This window comes from Faecalibacterium prausnitzii (genome assembly GCF_019967995.1).
In the GTDB taxonomy this organism is placed as follows: domain Bacteria; phylum Bacillota; class Clostridia; order Oscillospirales; family Ruminococcaceae; genus Faecalibacterium; species Faecalibacterium prausnitzii_E.
This window is the reverse complement of sequence record NZ_CP065377.1, coordinates 1,524,864-1,540,016: the sequence shown is the minus strand read 5'-3', so window position 1 is coordinate 1,540,016 and position 15,153 is coordinate 1,524,864. Positions and strand designations below refer to the sequence as shown.

Annotated in this window: 30 protein-coding genes; 1 reads left to right on the top strand and 29 read right to left on the bottom strand. The window is 47.0% G+C overall.

What is annotated here, in order from left to right; translation table 11 throughout:
• Positions 1-7 precede the first annotated feature (7 nt).
• Both I5P96_RS07760 and I5P96_RS07755 read right to left on the bottom strand, forming a co-directional pair.
• Positions 8-190, bottom strand: coding sequence for a hypothetical protein (locus I5P96_RS07760; protein WP_223381448.1), 183 nt, complete (start codon positions 188-190; stop codon positions 8-10).
• Positions 177-524 carry a hypothetical protein gene (locus tag I5P96_RS07755; protein ID WP_223381447.1) on the bottom strand — a complete coding sequence of 116 codons (348 nt, stop codon included), beginning with the start codon at positions 522-524 and terminating at the stop codon, positions 177-179. The genes I5P96_RS07760 and I5P96_RS07755 overlap by 14 nt, the downstream gene beginning before the upstream one ends.
• A 384-nt stretch (positions 525-908) precedes the next feature.
• On the opposite strand from I5P96_RS07755, the gene I5P96_RS07750 reads away from it, so the two are divergent.
• A complete protein-coding gene (locus I5P96_RS07750) occupies positions 909-1,061 on the top strand; it encodes a hypothetical protein (protein ID WP_158577536.1) in 153 nt (50 codons plus the stop codon).
• A 154-nt stretch (positions 1,062-1,215) separates the two neighbouring features.
• Here I5P96_RS07750 and I5P96_RS07745 read toward each other — a convergent pair whose 3' ends face one another.
• From I5P96_RS07745 to I5P96_RS07615, 27 genes are all read right to left on the bottom strand, one after another.
• Positions 1,216-1,470, bottom strand: a complete 255-nt coding sequence (locus I5P96_RS07745; protein WP_223381446.1) for a hypothetical protein — start codon at positions 1,468-1,470, stop codon at positions 1,216-1,218.
• A gap of 39 nt (positions 1,471-1,509) precedes the next feature.
• Entirely contained in the window at positions 1,510-4,275 is a 2,766-nt protein-coding gene (locus I5P96_RS07740; protein WP_223381445.1) for a helix-turn-helix domain-containing protein, read from the bottom strand.
• Positions 4,272-4,832 (bottom strand): DUF2800 domain-containing protein, encoded by a 561-nt coding sequence (locus I5P96_RS07735; protein ID WP_223381444.1) that lies wholly within the window; start codon positions 4,830-4,832, stop codon positions 4,272-4,274. The genes I5P96_RS07740 and I5P96_RS07735 overlap by 4 nt, the downstream gene beginning before the upstream one ends.
• Complete coding sequence (locus I5P96_RS07730; protein WP_223381442.1) at positions 4,774-5,094, bottom strand: hypothetical protein; 321 nt, start codon at positions 5,092-5,094, stop codon at positions 4,774-4,776. Before I5P96_RS07730 ends, I5P96_RS07735 begins: the two co-directional genes overlap by 59 nt.
• A 171-nt stretch (positions 5,095-5,265) precedes the next feature.
• The gene (locus tag I5P96_RS07725; protein WP_223381440.1) at positions 5,266-5,580 is read right to left on the bottom strand and encodes a hypothetical protein; all 315 of its coding nucleotides are present in this window, start codon (positions 5,578-5,580) and stop codon (positions 5,266-5,268) included.
• A gap of 353 nt (positions 5,581-5,933) precedes the next feature.
• Positions 5,934-6,233, bottom strand: coding sequence for a TFIIB-type zinc ribbon-containing protein (locus I5P96_RS07720; RefSeq protein ID WP_223381438.1), 300 nt, complete (start codon positions 6,231-6,233; stop codon positions 5,934-5,936).
• 382 nt (positions 6,234-6,615) lie between these two features.
• Complete coding sequence (locus tag I5P96_RS07715; protein ID WP_223381436.1) at positions 6,616-6,957, bottom strand: hypothetical protein; 342 nt, start codon at positions 6,955-6,957, stop codon at positions 6,616-6,618.
• 25 nt (positions 6,958-6,982) lie between these two features.
• The gene (locus tag I5P96_RS07710; RefSeq protein WP_223381434.1) at positions 6,983-7,237 is read right to left on the bottom strand and encodes a hypothetical protein; all 255 of its coding nucleotides are present in this window, start codon (positions 7,235-7,237) and stop codon (positions 6,983-6,985) included.
• Between the two features lie 2 nt (positions 7,238-7,239).
• A complete protein-coding gene (gene thyX / locus I5P96_RS07705; protein WP_223381432.1) occupies positions 7,240-7,947 on the bottom strand; it encodes an FAD-dependent thymidylate synthase in 708 nt (235 codons plus the stop codon).
• Entirely contained in the window at positions 7,934-8,128 is a 195-nt protein-coding gene (locus I5P96_RS07700; protein WP_223381430.1) for a hypothetical protein, read from the bottom strand. Before I5P96_RS07700 ends, thyX begins: the two co-directional genes overlap by 14 nt.
• Positions 8,125-8,307, bottom strand: a complete 183-nt coding sequence (locus I5P96_RS07695) for a hypothetical protein (protein ID WP_223381428.1) — start codon at positions 8,305-8,307, stop codon at positions 8,125-8,127. Before I5P96_RS07695 ends, I5P96_RS07700 begins: the two co-directional genes overlap by 4 nt.
• Complete coding sequence (locus I5P96_RS07690) at positions 8,304-8,744, bottom strand: hypothetical protein (protein WP_223381426.1); 441 nt, start codon at positions 8,742-8,744, stop codon at positions 8,304-8,306. Before I5P96_RS07690 ends, I5P96_RS07695 begins: the two co-directional genes overlap by 4 nt.
• A 138-nt stretch (positions 8,745-8,882) precedes the next feature.
• Positions 8,883-9,083, bottom strand: coding sequence for a hypothetical protein (locus tag I5P96_RS07685; protein ID WP_223381424.1), 201 nt, complete (start codon positions 9,081-9,083; stop codon positions 8,883-8,885).
• A complete protein-coding gene (locus I5P96_RS07680; protein WP_223381422.1) occupies positions 9,080-9,289 on the bottom strand; it encodes a hypothetical protein in 210 nt (69 codons plus the stop codon). Before I5P96_RS07680 ends, I5P96_RS07685 begins: the two co-directional genes overlap by 4 nt.
• On the bottom strand, positions 9,270-9,647 hold the full coding sequence (locus I5P96_RS07675) for a hypothetical protein (RefSeq protein ID WP_223381420.1): 378 nt from the start codon (positions 9,645-9,647) through the stop codon (positions 9,270-9,272). Before I5P96_RS07675 ends, I5P96_RS07680 begins: the two co-directional genes overlap by 20 nt.
• A gap of 155 nt (positions 9,648-9,802) precedes the next feature.
• Positions 9,803-10,030, bottom strand: coding sequence for a hypothetical protein (locus I5P96_RS07670; protein ID WP_223381418.1), 228 nt, complete (start codon positions 10,028-10,030; stop codon positions 9,803-9,805).
• 66 nt (positions 10,031-10,096) lie between these two features.
• On the bottom strand, positions 10,097-10,363 hold the full coding sequence (locus I5P96_RS07665; RefSeq protein WP_223381416.1) for a hypothetical protein: 267 nt from the start codon (positions 10,361-10,363) through the stop codon (positions 10,097-10,099).
• Between the two features lie 54 nt (positions 10,364-10,417).
• Entirely contained in the window at positions 10,418-10,579 is a 162-nt protein-coding gene (locus tag I5P96_RS07660; protein ID WP_223381414.1) for a hypothetical protein, read from the bottom strand.
• Positions 10,572-11,117: a dATP/dGTP diphosphohydrolase domain-containing protein gene (locus I5P96_RS07655; RefSeq protein WP_223381412.1), complete on the bottom strand. Its 546-nt coding sequence runs from the start codon at positions 11,115-11,117 to the stop codon at positions 10,572-10,574. The genes I5P96_RS07660 and I5P96_RS07655 overlap by 8 nt, the downstream gene beginning before the upstream one ends.
• Positions 11,114-11,470, bottom strand: coding sequence for a hypothetical protein (locus I5P96_RS07650; protein ID WP_223381410.1), 357 nt, complete (start codon positions 11,468-11,470; stop codon positions 11,114-11,116). The genes I5P96_RS07655 and I5P96_RS07650 overlap by 4 nt, the downstream gene beginning before the upstream one ends.
• A complete protein-coding gene (locus I5P96_RS07645; protein WP_223381408.1) occupies positions 11,470-11,757 on the bottom strand; it encodes a hypothetical protein in 288 nt (95 codons plus the stop codon). Before I5P96_RS07645 ends, I5P96_RS07650 begins: the two co-directional genes overlap by 1 nt.
• On the bottom strand, positions 11,757-11,984 hold the full coding sequence (locus I5P96_RS07640) for a hypothetical protein (RefSeq protein WP_223381405.1): 228 nt from the start codon (positions 11,982-11,984) through the stop codon (positions 11,757-11,759). The genes I5P96_RS07645 and I5P96_RS07640 overlap by 1 nt, the downstream gene beginning before the upstream one ends.
• Positions 11,981-13,204 (bottom strand): hypothetical protein, encoded by a 1,224-nt coding sequence (locus tag I5P96_RS07635; RefSeq protein WP_223381403.1) that lies wholly within the window; start codon positions 13,202-13,204, stop codon positions 11,981-11,983. The genes I5P96_RS07640 and I5P96_RS07635 overlap by 4 nt, the downstream gene beginning before the upstream one ends.
• 8 nt (positions 13,205-13,212) lie before the next feature.
• A complete protein-coding gene (locus I5P96_RS07630; protein WP_223381402.1) occupies positions 13,213-13,404 on the bottom strand; it encodes a hypothetical protein in 192 nt (63 codons plus the stop codon).
• A gap of 311 nt (positions 13,405-13,715) precedes the next feature.
• On the bottom strand, positions 13,716-14,090 hold the full coding sequence (locus tag I5P96_RS07625) for a DUF3846 domain-containing protein (protein ID WP_223381400.1): 375 nt from the start codon (positions 14,088-14,090) through the stop codon (positions 13,716-13,718).
• Positions 14,091-14,214: 124 nt separating this feature from the next.
• Positions 14,215-14,598, bottom strand: a complete 384-nt coding sequence (locus I5P96_RS14200) for a hypothetical protein (protein WP_263286841.1) — start codon at positions 14,596-14,598, stop codon at positions 14,215-14,217.
• Positions 14,599-14,608: 10 nt separating this feature from the next.
• A complete protein-coding gene (locus I5P96_RS07615; protein ID WP_223381399.1) occupies positions 14,609-15,148 on the bottom strand; it encodes a hypothetical protein in 540 nt (179 codons plus the stop codon).
• Positions 15,149-15,153 lie beyond the last annotated feature (5 nt).

Here is a 15,153-nt window from a genome sequence, read left to right as displayed (position 1 = left end):
ATTACATTCATCTCGTCACCTCAGCCAGCCAGATGCTCGCCACGATGCAGCACCCAATACAAACCGGAAAGATCACCTGCCAGAAAAAACGGGTGCTGTTATCCCTGTCACTGACCAGCATGGCCAGAATAACGAGTACCCCAACCACCGCAAAAGCTCCGGCCTGCGTAAGAAACTCAGTTGTCCACATACTCGTCATCCTCGCCAAGGCCGTTGTACTTCCGCATCGCCTGAATGGCATTTGCGTACAGCTCTTCCGAGTTCTTTGCATTCTGCAACGTCTCTGTTTTCGCCCGCAGCAGCTTGTTTTCCTCTTCGAGCTTCTTCTTTTCAAGGTCCGCTTTCGTCGTCGCCAGCTTCAGAAAATGAGTCGTCTCGGCGCTGGATGCCGTACCCTCGCGCAGCCGCTTCTCCACCAGCTTCATCGCAAGGTTGATCATGTAATTTTCCTGTGCTTCCGGAGATGATGCTGGCCGGGCCGAAGCCGCAGCCGTTTCTCCGGGCGCGTTTTTCTTCGGTTTCATCCGCAATCCTCTTTTCGCACATATATAATAAGGTTTACGCTTTTGCAAGGGTTCATGGGAGGTGTCAGGAGTAGCAGCGAGGCTCATCATTTGAAAGGAGAAAATGAAAACAAATGCCTTCCGTCGCAAAGGTAAAATGGACAAACTCGATCATGAACAATGTTAATTTTGGAGGCTTAACATCATGAAACCCAAAAGGAGGAACGATCTTCCTCCCATGAGCCCTTGCAAAAACCGCCGAAGCCGTAGTCTACTCCCCACAGCCTCGGCGATTGTCTTTCTTTTGTTCCCGCTTGACTTGGAATATACTTATCTGTATACTTGTTCTGGAGGTTTAACATCTTAACAGACTCGTTTATTCTGTTTGAAAGGTGGTGATACAGAATGAACGATACTTTAGAAAAAGTTATAACCTTGAAAAGCGATTATACAGTCGTCAAAAATGTTTCAGTAACTCGTGAAGATTGTCTCCGAAACATTACAATGTCTTTAGAGCAGCTTGTGACTGCTTCTATGGACACGGAACAAAAGCAGTAAAATATAAAAACACCAGTATTCTCAATGCACGGCGAGGATTCTGGTGTTTTTTCTTGTTCTTAAAGCCCAAATATCAATTTTCCCTCCGGGGAAATATCAAAGACCGGCGCGATTTGAGAGGGGGTGTCATTTTTGAGACCCCCTCCCTATGCCTTTATGCGCTTTCTTTGATGGCGTCCTCGTCTTCGAGGGTGAGCTTGAGCTTTTTATAGATGTTTATCGGATCATTCGCAACGATTTTGTCAATTGCGCGCTCAATTTCATAGGCATTTTCATTGTCTGTGAATTGAGAGGACGTCTCTGCCAGCCGCATAAGCAGACCAGAAGAGTTATAGCCATGATCTGTATCGTACCGATACCACTGATCGAACTGGTCATACGGATTGTATGGGTTGTCGATCGTAGTCAAAAAGCATCGAACCATAATTCAAAGCCTTTCTGAAATGTTTTATTTATTGAGCGCACTATAAACCGTAGATTCTGGTACGCCGCAAGCCTGCGCGATTTCTTTGTACGTGTATCCGCTGCGGAGCATCGCTTTTGCTTTGCTCATCTTAGCAGAAGACATAACAGATGTCGTTTTCGGCATTGCGCGCTTTACGATTTCGTCAGAATCCGAAGAATTCAAGAATTTCGTCAACATGTTGTCCGAAATTGCGCCAGCTTGAACAGCTTCCCATTCTTTATCAGTGAACGTGACCTTGGATTTGCGGCCACTTGCACCAACAGAGTCACGGGCACGCTGCATCTCGACGGATGAGATCTTCTTGATCTCTTTCTTATCAATCGCAGGGTTCAGACCCTGTTCCTGAATTTTAGCCTTGATGTTGGCATTTGCGATAAGCATCGCCTTGCGCTCTTTTGGCTTGTTAGCGATCATATTGTTGTACTTTTCTTTCAGCGAAGCTACTTCCGTAGCATAGGTCTTGGCTGCTTGCGGGTCACGCTGAATGCCCTTCATGTTCACTGCCTCTTTGCGGGCCTGATTAGCCATCGCCTTCAGCTTATTGGAGAAGTCTGCATACAAGTTCTCCTGGATTGTACCAGAAGACAGCGTGCGTGCATCCTTCGTCTCGGAGATCAGGCTGACTGTGTCCTCGGCCAGACGCTCCCTCCCTGTCTTGGGGTCTGTAAATGTACGCCCACTCTCCTTGTAGATGTACTCGCCGGATTCCTTATCCACGCGCACACTTCCGCGGCGTTCGGGAACGCGGACTGTCTGCTTACGGCGAGACAGCAGTGTAGATGCACCGCCATACTTCTCGTTGCCTTCTTCGTCTACACGGATCTGCCACTTCTGCTTCAGCTCTTGGATGCCGTTCTCTCTCTCGGAGCGCTTATAGTCCAACTTATGCTTCTCAGCATCGATGACTACCATCGAGTGCTTCACCGCACGGGCCAGTTCTTTCTCATCGGCACCCCGAAGCGTCATGTCCGTAATCAGGTTCGAGATGATGCCCATCTCTTTCTGCTTTTCTTCCTTTTTCATAAGGCGCACATGATTGGGATTGCCTTCGGGAACCGCATAAGCAGTCTTAGGATCAAAGTCTTTCAGGTCATCGAGCGGACGAGTAGACTTGATCTTGACTTTGTCGGACATGGGAATAGCCATAACGGTATCGCCATCAAAGTCAGCACCAGACAGACGCTCTGCAACCTTCGCATTGATGCCAATGGCATCCTGGATCTGGCCGAGATTGCGCTTGCCGTGCAGGTTCTTATTGTTTACAGTAACAATAGGAATCTCAAAAGTGCCTGCATGAGGGTAACGAATCAGCGCGAGCTGCGTACCATTCTCGTAAGTCGGGCAGTATGCCTCCGTTTCCTTGATCTTATTGATGGGAAGAATGACCTTGGTAGACTGTCCAGGGAATGCCGATGCTTTCAAGGTCATCGAGGTGCCTTCGCAGGTATCTGCAAAATCATTGAGCAACTTCTTCTTGACCGTCGGATTATCGTACTGCATGATCTCATCATACTGCGCCTGATAATCTGCAACGGTAAGTTTCAGCTGGTTCTCAATCAGCTTCTTCGGTTGCTTGGATAGAAACTGAGAAGAAACGTTGCGGGACATCGTATCCCAATCACCTTCTTCTTTCAGTTTGTTGATAGGTGACAAATGTTCTTTACCATCCGCACCGATGTACGTACTTTGGCCATTCGCTTTGATAGCTGCACCAAACGGGTTGTCGGGGTCAGCTTTTGCCTCCTTCAAAACCTTCATTTTGGGAGTTCCCGAAGGCTTATTGGTATTGAACATGATGTCCACACCATCCGGAAGGTCGTCTGAATAAACAGCCATGCCCTTCAGGTAATGATCGCCATCTACAAGGATGCGAACCTGCGCATAATGGCTCTTGCCAAGGTCGAGATCGGGTACACCACGGCGAATTTCCATGACGCCGTCCTTATCCAGGCCGCCTTCATCGCCGTATCGAATTGCAACGCGGTTGGAATCTAGGCTTGCCGGACGCTGAAGCTTCGTAAAGGTGTCACCACCATCATCGCTATGATAATCACCCAGCGAATCAATTTGATCCTGGTGCTGATAAGCATACTTCTGGTCATATTCAGGCTTTGCAAGCACCGTGATATTGGTCTGCTGACGAACATTTGTCGGCTGCCGAATACCAACGCCGTAACGCTTATAGCCATATTCTGCTTCCAGAATATATGCCGCTTCATCCAGCTTGCTTTCGGACACGCCCAGAACCTGGTTGGCACCTTCCGAAATATCGATCATGCCTTTCTTGTCTACTTCTTTTCTCAAAGTTTCGGCAATTTTTTCAGCTTGACTTGCTTTTTCGCCAATTCCGTTATTGTATTTGGATCGGACGCTCGACTCACTCATGCCGAGCTTATCTCCGATGGCTTTCCAGCCCAGGCCGTCATCCTTTAATGCACGAATCTGATCGTACTCCAGAGCCTTGCGGTCGTGGCCCGCCTTCTGTAAAGCAATGCGGAACTCCGTAAGCCCCATTTTATACTCGTCCGGCATGCCGTTATTGATGGTTTCAAGAATATTTTTCTCAGACAGACCGTTTTTCTTCAATTCGTTCACACGCGAGAGAAAGTCGCCAGAATGCTGGTATGGAGTCTTGCCAGAGCCCCACGGATAGCGACCGGAATGACGTTTGGTGCCATAGTGCTCCAAAACGCTTTCGTTGGAAGGAATGCCAAAATAGGTGCGGACATCTTTCTCGATCTGGTTCATGCTACTGCTCCTAACTTCAATTCTGCAATTACCTTATCAAACTCGCGAATCTTCTCGATGATGGGGTCAATATCCTCATAAGTAGGATTTTCGATCCAAACATCGTCATTCTGGTAGATACGAGCCTCAAACTGAATATCTTTCGGTCGAATCCCGTATTCCATGCAGAACAGAGCAGCATAAATAAAGAGCTGTTCCATATGTGCAGGAACAGCTCCGGTTTTAAGATCATGGATGCGGAGAAGATCGTCGTTGAACGAAATCGCATCTGCAGTTCCAAAGCAGTTCTCACTGTAGTAGAGAACCATCTCAGGAATCATGCGAAAGCCAATTGCGTCATTGACATAGGCATTGAGCGTCTTTTTGCTTTTGGGCAACTTCTGCCGGAGTGTAATGCACTCTGCTGCAAATGCGTGAAGCCTCGTGCCTTTTTCTTTTGCTTGAAAGCTCAAGTACGCATCGGCCAAACGCTGTGCGTCGTAGTTGAGCCAATGATACTTACTGGCTCCGAGGAAAGCATGCTGCCCCGTGAGCCTCGAATGATCGTTCCATTGCATTCAGAACTTCCTCCTTGTTTTCGGGATAGATGAAAGCTGCAAAGCTCATCTCGCCGAACTGCTGGACATAGTAATCCTGGTTTGGTCGATGAGATGCAGTTGCCGAACGTTTGCCTTCCAAAGCTGCCCAGGTATGCTTATAAAGAACCAAGAGGTCAGGATATCCCTGTACCTCGTTCGGGTCTAAATGAACGACCTTGCAACCGGGAAAGCGTTCTTTCAGCTCTTTCACCAATCTTGTTTTGAATTTGTTTTCGAGCATTGTTCAACCTCCAAAAATAAAGAGAATGGTGCATTTGAGACACACTCTATTCTCCTCATAAAAGAGGATGTTTTTATCGCGGTGGTTTTTGTGAAAAAATGTGAATTTCTGTGAATTTTGGACAAAGAAAAAGCCCCTGCGTTTTTCACGCAGAGGCAATGCTCATGAATGTTAATATCTGTCAAACAGTTCTTCGGGACCGCAGTGCATCGGAAGGCTTTCATATTTTCGCTCGCCATAATCGTCTTGTATAGAACCCGCATCGCAGTTATAATCATATGCTTCAGGGCCATGGGATCTATACAAATCGTCATATGAATAGCACATCTCACAGTGGTCGCATTTCCATGTTTCTGGTCCGACATGCGTAAGGTGCTGACCGCATTCGCATACGGGAGCTTTAGCATGAAGCTCTACAAATTGATTAGCGCGGCAATCCACACGATTACCATCCCGATCAGTTGTCCACCATTCTTCAAAGGCCATACAAAATACCTCGTAGAATCAGAAGCGTTACGTTCGTACACTGTGGTTCTATGATACATCCATGGGCAAGTTTTTTCAAGCCCAAAATAGCACTGGCCAAAAACCCGTTTTTCAGCGTCAATTACTATATATAATTTTTCATTTTTTTCATTAACTAAAAGAAAAAAGTGGGTTTTTGGCCAAATTGCATAATTTTAACGAATTATCGTTATTTTTTGTGGCCATTTTTTCTAAAATTTTTGGCCACGAACTGGGTTTTTGGCCACGAAAATGACAAATTCCGACGTTTTATCACAAAAATTCACAAAAAGCGGCAAATGAAAATGGGCAGTAGACAAAAACTAAACATATCTTTACATAAATCTACTAATTAGCACACAGAATAGTGCAACACCCAAACAGATAGACATTAACGTTATGAATTGCTTACCAGCTTGCTCTTCTCTTTTTGTATAAGCTTCCATCCTTTTAAGCTCCAGCTCTTTCTCAGCCTTCACTCGCTGGACTTCCGCTTCATTTACATACCGGTGCGTCTCCTGATAGTCATCCAACCGAACCTTCGTCCCACAGAACTCGCAAAACATAAAGTCCCTGTTGTCGTCTTTCACTGTCAGTTCAGCACCGCAGCTAGGGCATTTTACCGTCCGTGCCATAAAAGCACCTCCTCATTGAACTTGGTATAAGAATATCATGGAGACTCACCATCGTCAAGATTTACGGTGGCAATTCCCAAATAATCGTATTAAACCTTTTCATTATTTCACATCCCACTCAATAATAACATTGTTCCAACTCGCACTGTATCGTTTGTCATTGATTTGGACTTTAATCCTATGATCGGTTGAGCTCATCCAGAACACATCACCATTGCCTTCTACGTACACATCCCTAGTGTTCGGATAGTAAATTGTAATGTGATACTCCTGCTCGTCGCTCGTGATACTCCTGCTATCAGCCCGTTTTGAGCATCCGCACAACCAGATACTCAGACACAGCATCAGCGTACACCAAATCAGGCATATCGCTCGATCCTTATTACTCATAACTCATCAGCCTCCTTGCCGCTGCGTAGAGGAATTTCTTAACCGACCATGTATTCACACGATACTCAACGCGCAGTTTCTCCAATTCCGGATTCGGATACTCTCCTGCCCTGAACTCCATCATATCCATTGCCCTACGAAGTCTCCGATCCGCAGAACCTGGACTACAGCTGAACTTATCTGCCAGATTGCACTCAATATCTGCCAGCGAGATGAATTGATGAACCTCCAGGTCGTGAATCACCAGTTCAATTGCCTCGCCCAGCAAGTCTCCGCCAAAGGTAAGCACAGGAGCCCTCATCTGTATGAGAAAATCATACGTTTTCTGCTGCATTTCTTGCCACCACATCCTTTCCCACTCAGGTTTTCATAATAGCATTTGCGGCATGAACCAGATATGTGGTACCGTCAATCGTGATTTGCAGCTGATCACCTTCGTAGTCAGTCCAGTTATCTACCTTACCTTCGATGATAGTTCCATCGGGCAGCTTAATCTGTGCCCAGGAGTAGGTAAAGGTCGTATCGAACATCTTATAGTTGCCACAGCTGCACAGAACCACACAGCCCACGAGCATCATCAGGCATGCGACAACGCAAATAATACGATTTTTCATAGTTACTTCTCCACGCTTTCCTTTCCCGTCTGGTCATCCTCCGGCCAGTATGTGTAAATATCATCGAACACCACCGGGATCTTGCTCTGCAGTTCCTTCAGCAGCGGGCACATCAGCTCACGCATCTGAGGATGAGCTGCCACAGGAGTACGCAGCTTGAAGATGTTGCGCCACTCACGGTAATTGGCAGTCACCACGATTTCGGTCTTCAGGCACAGCGGCAGCACGCAGCGAGCCTGTTCGGGACGCATACCGTTAGCTATCATCAGCTTGTAGTCCTTTTCGGCATAAGTCATAGCTTCCAAGAACGAGCTTTTGATCGTAACCTCGCTATCGTTCAGTTCGCAATACTGCTCACCACGGACATAGGACGGCCAGATGAACGTAAGCTCATTGCCAAACTTCTCCTTCGAGTAGTTGCAGTACCGAGTGCTCTCCTGCGCAAAGCTCGCAATGCGGTGCCGCACCAGCTCATTGGCAATGGCCCGGTCACAGGTAAACAGCACGGACAGCTGAGAATGCTCCAGCATAGCCTCATGCCCCTGCTTCACCAGAAAGCCCACCAGCTTCTTTGCCGACTCACCGTCCGGCGTGATCTTATCCTCGCTCTTGTAGCAGACACGGGCCACCCGCTCGATCTGCTGCAGTTCCTTGATGCCGCCCTCAGAAATATCAGTGAGGATTTCGTACTTAGGTTCAATGATTTTCATAATTAAATCTCCTTTTCATCAGTGAATCCACCATTTCGAGCTGACTGAAGCTCTTTCCGTTGCCCCTTTGTGGAACTATGTATCCGAGATGAGCCATTTGTTTATGGTCACAGGATTTCACTTTGGGGCACTTCTGGCATTTTGGAGCAAGAATGGTAATCGCTCCAAAGTCTTCGTTCATAAACTATCCTCCCGCTTCAACTTACACTCCCAGTCGCCGCAGATATCTCCGCAAGCAAACTTCTTTGCAATATTCATGCCTTTACGGATAGCCTCCTGCTTATTTTCTGCTTTGACCACGAAACCCTGATGCCCGCCACCATTGTCCGTGCACTCAAACCAAAATGTGTACATCTTCATATAAAATCCTCCAAAATCGAGTCAAGCAGAATCTCCAGCACCCGGTTTATGCCCGCCACCACTCGATATGGCCACGGTTCTTTCGGTTCCGCCCGGACAGGGTTATCAGACTTTCTCAGCGCACCATAGAGCCACCTGTCGAACTGCCCAAGTGAAATATCATTCTCCATGCACCATTCACGAGCATCTGCGTAGCTAATGTCACCATTCATGCAAAGCTCGACCGCATCACGCAACTTAGCGTTCGGCTTGATCAGGATAACTTTTTGAAGCTCGTAATCCTCAAAATACAAGTCCTCGCGTGACCCGTCAGACCTGCGAATAACTTGTGCATAAGCTTTGCCATCCGCATAAAGAGTCGTAATATCCTCATCAATGTCAATTCGAGGACAATCGTACCTCCATATGGCCTCGGCAACTTCTTCATAGTCAATCATATCGTACCTCACAGCATAATCCGGAACAAAATTAACCAAATTATCTTCAGCGTGAACGCAATAATGATCAGCCACGCGCAGATGGCCGCTGTCGCCGCCAGCAAATGCCCAAGGAATGTACCAATCTTATCCCAAATATCATTCATCCTTATCAACCCTTTCGAGACCTGTAAAATATCCAATGCCAATATGACCACCATCGCAATGATGAATTGGGCGGAACGCCATCAGACCGGCCAGATTGTTCTTTGCATCTTCGGGATTACAGTAGGGATGCCCATCGTTAAATTCCTTCTCGCAAAATCGGCACTTGTAAGTCGGATAATAAAATGTCTTCACCCCACACACCTCCTCGCAGCATCCACCCGGCACTCCGCAGCGTTCAGCTCGAAGATAGCAGCCGTGATAAACTCCGGATCACAATTCTCAAAGTGGTTCCGGGCCACCTCAAGATCCCGCATGGCATCTTTCAGCGTGTTGACTGTCGAAATCATCGGCTCTGTCCAGAATATCTTTTTGACGAAATCAACGATTTTGCGCAGCATTTCTACACCTCCACATCTTTGTGACCTGACGAGCCGTGAGCCAGCCATCAACATCATCATGGCCAAGCGCCTGTCTGCCCATCACCTCGATAAGCCCCTGCTCAAAGCCATAGGAACCCCAACCCCAAATGCCATCCCAGATACGATTTCCAGCAGCATCATATGCAATAATTTGCTCACCACCATCATGCCGTCCGCCCGGAAGATACTCCTGACAGTCTGGTCTGTCCATCTCTGGCCAACGACGTCCATAAGTATGCGGAACCTTAGCGTGCTTCAGCAGAATATCTAGCTTCTGCATCTCGGTCATGTAATTCCAAACCCGGAGTTTCCAGGTTTTCTTAGACATGTTTCTCATTTCTGCATTTCCTTTCGTCAGCCTCCATGGTCTTTGCGATTTTATGCTGAATATAAAGCACACAGCCAGCCTGACTATCACACCCGAATGAAGCCAATAGTCCAGCAATAGCATTCAAAGAGTTCAAATCCTCTTCAGCAAATATCATTTAGCGTTCACCGTTCCTCCTGATACTCTACAATTTTTGTCACTTCGCTCTGAACCCGGCATAAGAAATCAAACGCACCGAAGCAACCGCATTCCGCCAATGCCTCGGCGATATCGCCCAAATTATCCATATCGGTTCTTGTGAGATTAACTTGAGGAATAACTTCAACGTTCTCCTCTGCGATAAATGGGGTATAGTCCCCACAATGGCAGCATTTAATGTTCATGTGTTGCATACAAGCATCTTCCTTCAATGATAAAAATAAAGAGCCGCAGATTTCTCCATGGCTCTCGCCTTTGAGTTAATTGTTCTCAATGTTTTTCAACTGCTTTTCGATTTCTTTGGCTCCCATCGTAAACATCTTGCCAAACAAGTTCCTTTCATTTTTCTCGACATATTCCAAATAGCCAAGAGCACCACCTTCAGCGCACATGATGTGCTCGGTCGCATACCCAAGTGCCACGCCTGCTCCTTCACCGTGCCAAATGCCTAACTTCCAAATTGCAAATGCACCAATGTAAAGCACTCCCGCCTTTGCCATAGTCGTCATGAATTTGTTCATGTTCATAATTCGTACCTCCAAAATATAATTTCGAGACTAATCATCTCATAAAGGAGCCCGTTATTTTCGCGTCTTCTCCTCAAACTTCGCGGGCTTCACCGTACCCTCCCGCGCGCACTCCGTCAGGCACTCATTGCAAGGCTCATCCGTCTCCAGCACCCTAAAGTTCTTGCACTTCGGGCAGTAAGTAGCATAGTCCACTTCACGCATCCAGTCATTCATCAGACTTCATCTCCTCCACAATACCATGAGCCACTGTCTTTTTACAAATAGGGCAGTATGAAAGTTTCATATAGGAATCATGCAAATGTGGTGCATTATTCCATACTTCTTTAGGTACTCTGTGCGTATCGCCACATTGCAGGCATTTAATGCGCACTATATCTAGCGGTTTTACTACGAGATGCTTCTCCAGAAGCTCTAGGTTACACTTTGTGCTAAACCTATCATCCAACTCCGGATGGGTCTCCCGCTGGTTCAATGCCCAGAGCAGGTTCCAGCAGGCAGCACGCAGGTGGTCCTCATCGTCCATACCGACCATGTACTTTGCCAGATGCCGAGAAGCACTGTCCAGAAGCGAATGCAGCGGGATGCCCTTATCCACATTGTGTTCCCCGTACTTCAGCGCACCTTCCTCGCAGTGCTTGCTGACTTCCATGATGCCATACCAAGGCAGAAGATCCATCCGCCCCTTCCCTGCGTGCATGTCACGTTTTGCACCAGTTTCAAATTCGGTGCGATCTCCAGAATCTTTAATCATTTCCTTTTCCTCCATGTGTAATAAACAGCGTAAAGCTGGTTGTGTTCTTTTAGTCTATTGACAATTTGTTTGCCGATTTCGATATGCGCTCTTGGAGCAAATAATTGTTCTGGAGCATTGATGCAACAGTAGCGCTCACTGAAAGGAATATGTTTTTCGCTTCGATCAACCAAGAAACGACCTGTAAAAACAACGTCATCTCTGATGCAGAGATATTTCCAAATAGCAGACAGTGGGCTGCTGTCGTAAGGAACAAATGTCGCATTGTGCTCTCCAAAGTGCGTTACACGATGGCAATTAGCATTGATAACTTTGACAAGCTTCTTTCTGATTTTCTTTGAAATATTTCCCATTAGCAGAACCTCCTGATTCTCCCCTGCATAACCTTGTTGGGAATATCCAGCCACCGGATTTTGCATTTGTCCTTGTAGTCAGGACGCAACTTCTGTAGAATCGTCTTCAATGGCTGCCCCTTGATTTCTTCAATCAAGTCCATGAGACAAGCCGTTACTTTCTCGAAGTATTCTGCAATCGCATTTAAGGCATCTGCTATTTTCTCAGCAGTAAGCCTTAAAGAATCATAAATATCGCGCTTGGCACCGGTTTCAAATTCGGTACGGTCGCCAGAGTCTCTAATCATCAGTCTTTTCCTCCAAGTTCTCTTATGCGATTTGAAAATGCTGCTCGCACAGATATGAGCGAGATAAAATGCAAGAAATCTTTATCAGTACGCATTTTTACGATGATAGCAGCGCATAAAGGATTCACTTTGCAATATTCTACAATTTCCGTATGGTATTTTTCTTTTTGTTTCTTTAATTTCTCAACATCTGTGCAGATGCCAAGGTCGTGTATACTTTCGATCATGTCGTACCTCCATAAAATTTCCTTTCGTTAAACGCCTTCTTCGAGTTCAGGGCTCTCGAAATCGCAAGATCAATACCGCTCCTACTCTTCAGGTGGTAATACCAGAGATCCTTGTACGGCGTGTTTAGCCGGTCGATACGCCCAGACGCCTGTTCCATGATCTTGTAGGAGTAGTTCTGACTGTAAAATATAATTGTATCTGTCTTGATACAGTTCCAACCTTCTGCCCCGGCGTTATATTGTACGAGATAGACCCATCGCTCTCCATCCGGAATCGGTTGATGCTTATGCCCGTTCCATTGTGCTACTTCCACGCCTTCGTCATAGGCCAGATTCAGCAGAATATCCAGCTCATAGTCAAAGTTGTAGAAGATGATGACTCTGGGCCGGGTCATGCAAATATCCAGCACTTCCCGCTGGCGGCTCTCATCCGAATTGACGAGCTTCCGCAGCAGATAGCAGAACTCGCTGGCTGTCTCGATTGGCTTGTTCTCCCAAAGATTCCACCGGTTCTTGCAGATTGACATGTATTTCATCTTGTCATAATCTACGAAAATATTTTCATGGTGAGACACCGTCGAACGTTCAAAATCCATATCGACCAGGACCCGTTCCCGCAGCCTTACCAGACGCTGGGTATTCAAATATCGGTCGATCTTCGGATACTTTGTGCAGAATTGGCTATAAACCACATGCTGGTTATTGAAGTCTGACCGGTTACGGTAAAATCCATTTGCAATGAACACCGGAATATAATCCGTCCAGCAATCGCCGGGGGTCGCGCTGAGCAATATCCATTCATTGCTCTGCGTGATTTTCAGGAAAGCCTTTACCCATGTGCCCTTCCCGACGACTCGCTGCTCGTCGAATATAAAGAACGAATTCTTTACACCAACGTATTTTCCAATGTTATTCCAGGAATCTACAACGACGGTATGCTCGTAAACATCATGCTCTTTATCCGTAGACATGTAGAAATGGGCCAGTTCTTCATCCCATTCGCCAGTATCTCGTTTCCGAGCGGTCGTGATGATGTACAAATCCGGTGGTTCTGTCATCTTAACGTAATTTTCCGTGTTCACTATCCCATCAAATAGCGTATAATAGAACGCCAAACTGGTTCTCGATTTTCCGCTTCCTACGCCTCCACATAAGATGCAGCCAATTTTCATCCGTTTGAGTGCATCCAGCTGGTAGTCGTAGAGCGTTACGCCTGCCATCAGTGTAATTACCTCCATTCCGTGTGCACATGGATCGAAGTTTTTCTACAGTGATTTTCGTAGGCCAGCAGTGCGATAGTCGCCTCCTGTTCGTCTTCGCCTTCACCATAGACTGTGTAAGCAAAAATCTCCTTGCCGTTTTTCGTAAAGACCTTCCACTCTTTCTTAGTAGAGTCCGTGCTTTTTGCAGTAGGACGCATATTGCAAGCCCTCCTTATCAGCTTCGCGCATGATATCCTGAAGCGTGAGTTTCTTCGGCTTCGGTTCGTCTTTTTTCAGGAACCGCGCCTTTCTGCATTTCTCGCAGTACCTTTGGCCCGGATAAACGGCGTACATCATCACCCCACAATCCATACACGGCTTGTCAATCTTCCAAACTTTTGCCATGAATATCAGTCTCCTTTTTTGAGCATTTGCGAGTCATGCGGGAATCGAACCCACCGTACAGCCCATGCTAATGACTCAAATAAAAGAGCCGCAGATTTCTCCACGGCTCACGAAATTATTGCGATTACTGCTTCGGCTTCATGCACACAATATATCTTTTACCGTCCTCGTCCTCAAGCAGACCATAGCAGCGGCGAAACATCCTGGTGTATTTCTCGATCATCTCAACCGAAAGAGAGCCAAAGTCATCTTCGGTCAAGCCTACAATCAGAAATGTACCAACTACATAGTCGTACATCTGAGCGTCAGCATTATAAAGCGGCCGGTTGAACTCCAAGCCCATGAGTTTGCCCTCATCATTACAAATAAGAGCAACTTTGTCGTCCCACGGGTAGGTTGCTTGAATCAAGCCGCCAACCTCTTTCTGCAGAGATTCCAACGAGCCATCAATGTCGATGACCTCCGGTCGGCACATCGGTTTGATACGCAATACTTTCATAGTTCTTCTCCTTTATTAAAAATATAAGTCTGAGCTGCTGCCTCTGAGAACGCCATTTGCGACGTGGGCACTCACCGGCTGGTCCATTCAACGGAAGACTAACTCCTGCACTCAGAAATATCATTTAATAAATTTCGAGGTTTGCGAGGCGTGCATCACGACGCTTCTGCTCGATGATGTCGGGAGCAACATAGCTGACATTCACCAGATAGGACGGGATGCCGTAGTTCTTTGCAGCGAGGTTCTCGATGATGCAGCCACGGTAGCCCTTATCCTCATCGTAAATGCCGATAAAGCGGTCTGCTTCCGACAGTTTCTTGATGCTCTCACCAAGATACCAAAGAGCCATGTTGGTGTTTTCAGGAGGATCATCCTCGAAATAAGTCGGGATAACTTCCAGTTCTTCACCAAAGACAGCTTCTGCAATCTTGTGCATCTGCTCCATGGATGCTTTGATGGCGCATTCCGTGCGGTTGCGCATAGGAACACTGATAAACAGTTTCTTCATGTGCTCCTCCTTAGAACGGCATATCGTTCGGATCGTTAGGCTCGGCCATGTCTGCTTCCGGTGCGGCATAGCGCGCATACCGTTCCGCATACGGATCGGCATCTGCATCCTGCTCGACATACATGACATCCGCATACAGGCTGTACTCGCCCGGAGTGTTGCGCTTCTCCACGAGATTGGCCTGAACGCAGACATTCTTGACCCGAATAAAATCGAGTTGACCGATCGTATCAATGTCACAGAGCAGGCGCTTGCCGGTGGTAGTGATCCAGTACACGTGCGGCGGCCACTTGGATTCCATGTTGATAGTGACCGGAGCAAAGTAGGTCGGCACAAACGGCTCGTCGTAGGTGCGCTCAGGATTCGGCTTGGTCTGCTTGACCTTTACGCCCAGAGATACCAGATAATCCGCCTGCTCCTGCGTGGGGATGACCACGTTGACCCGACGCTTGTCCGAACCAAAGCGGTCGCGGCTGGGGTCACCAGAGAAATTGGTGGCATAGATGAAACGTGTATCGTCAATATTGACTTTCTGACGCTTAGTGTACATAAATA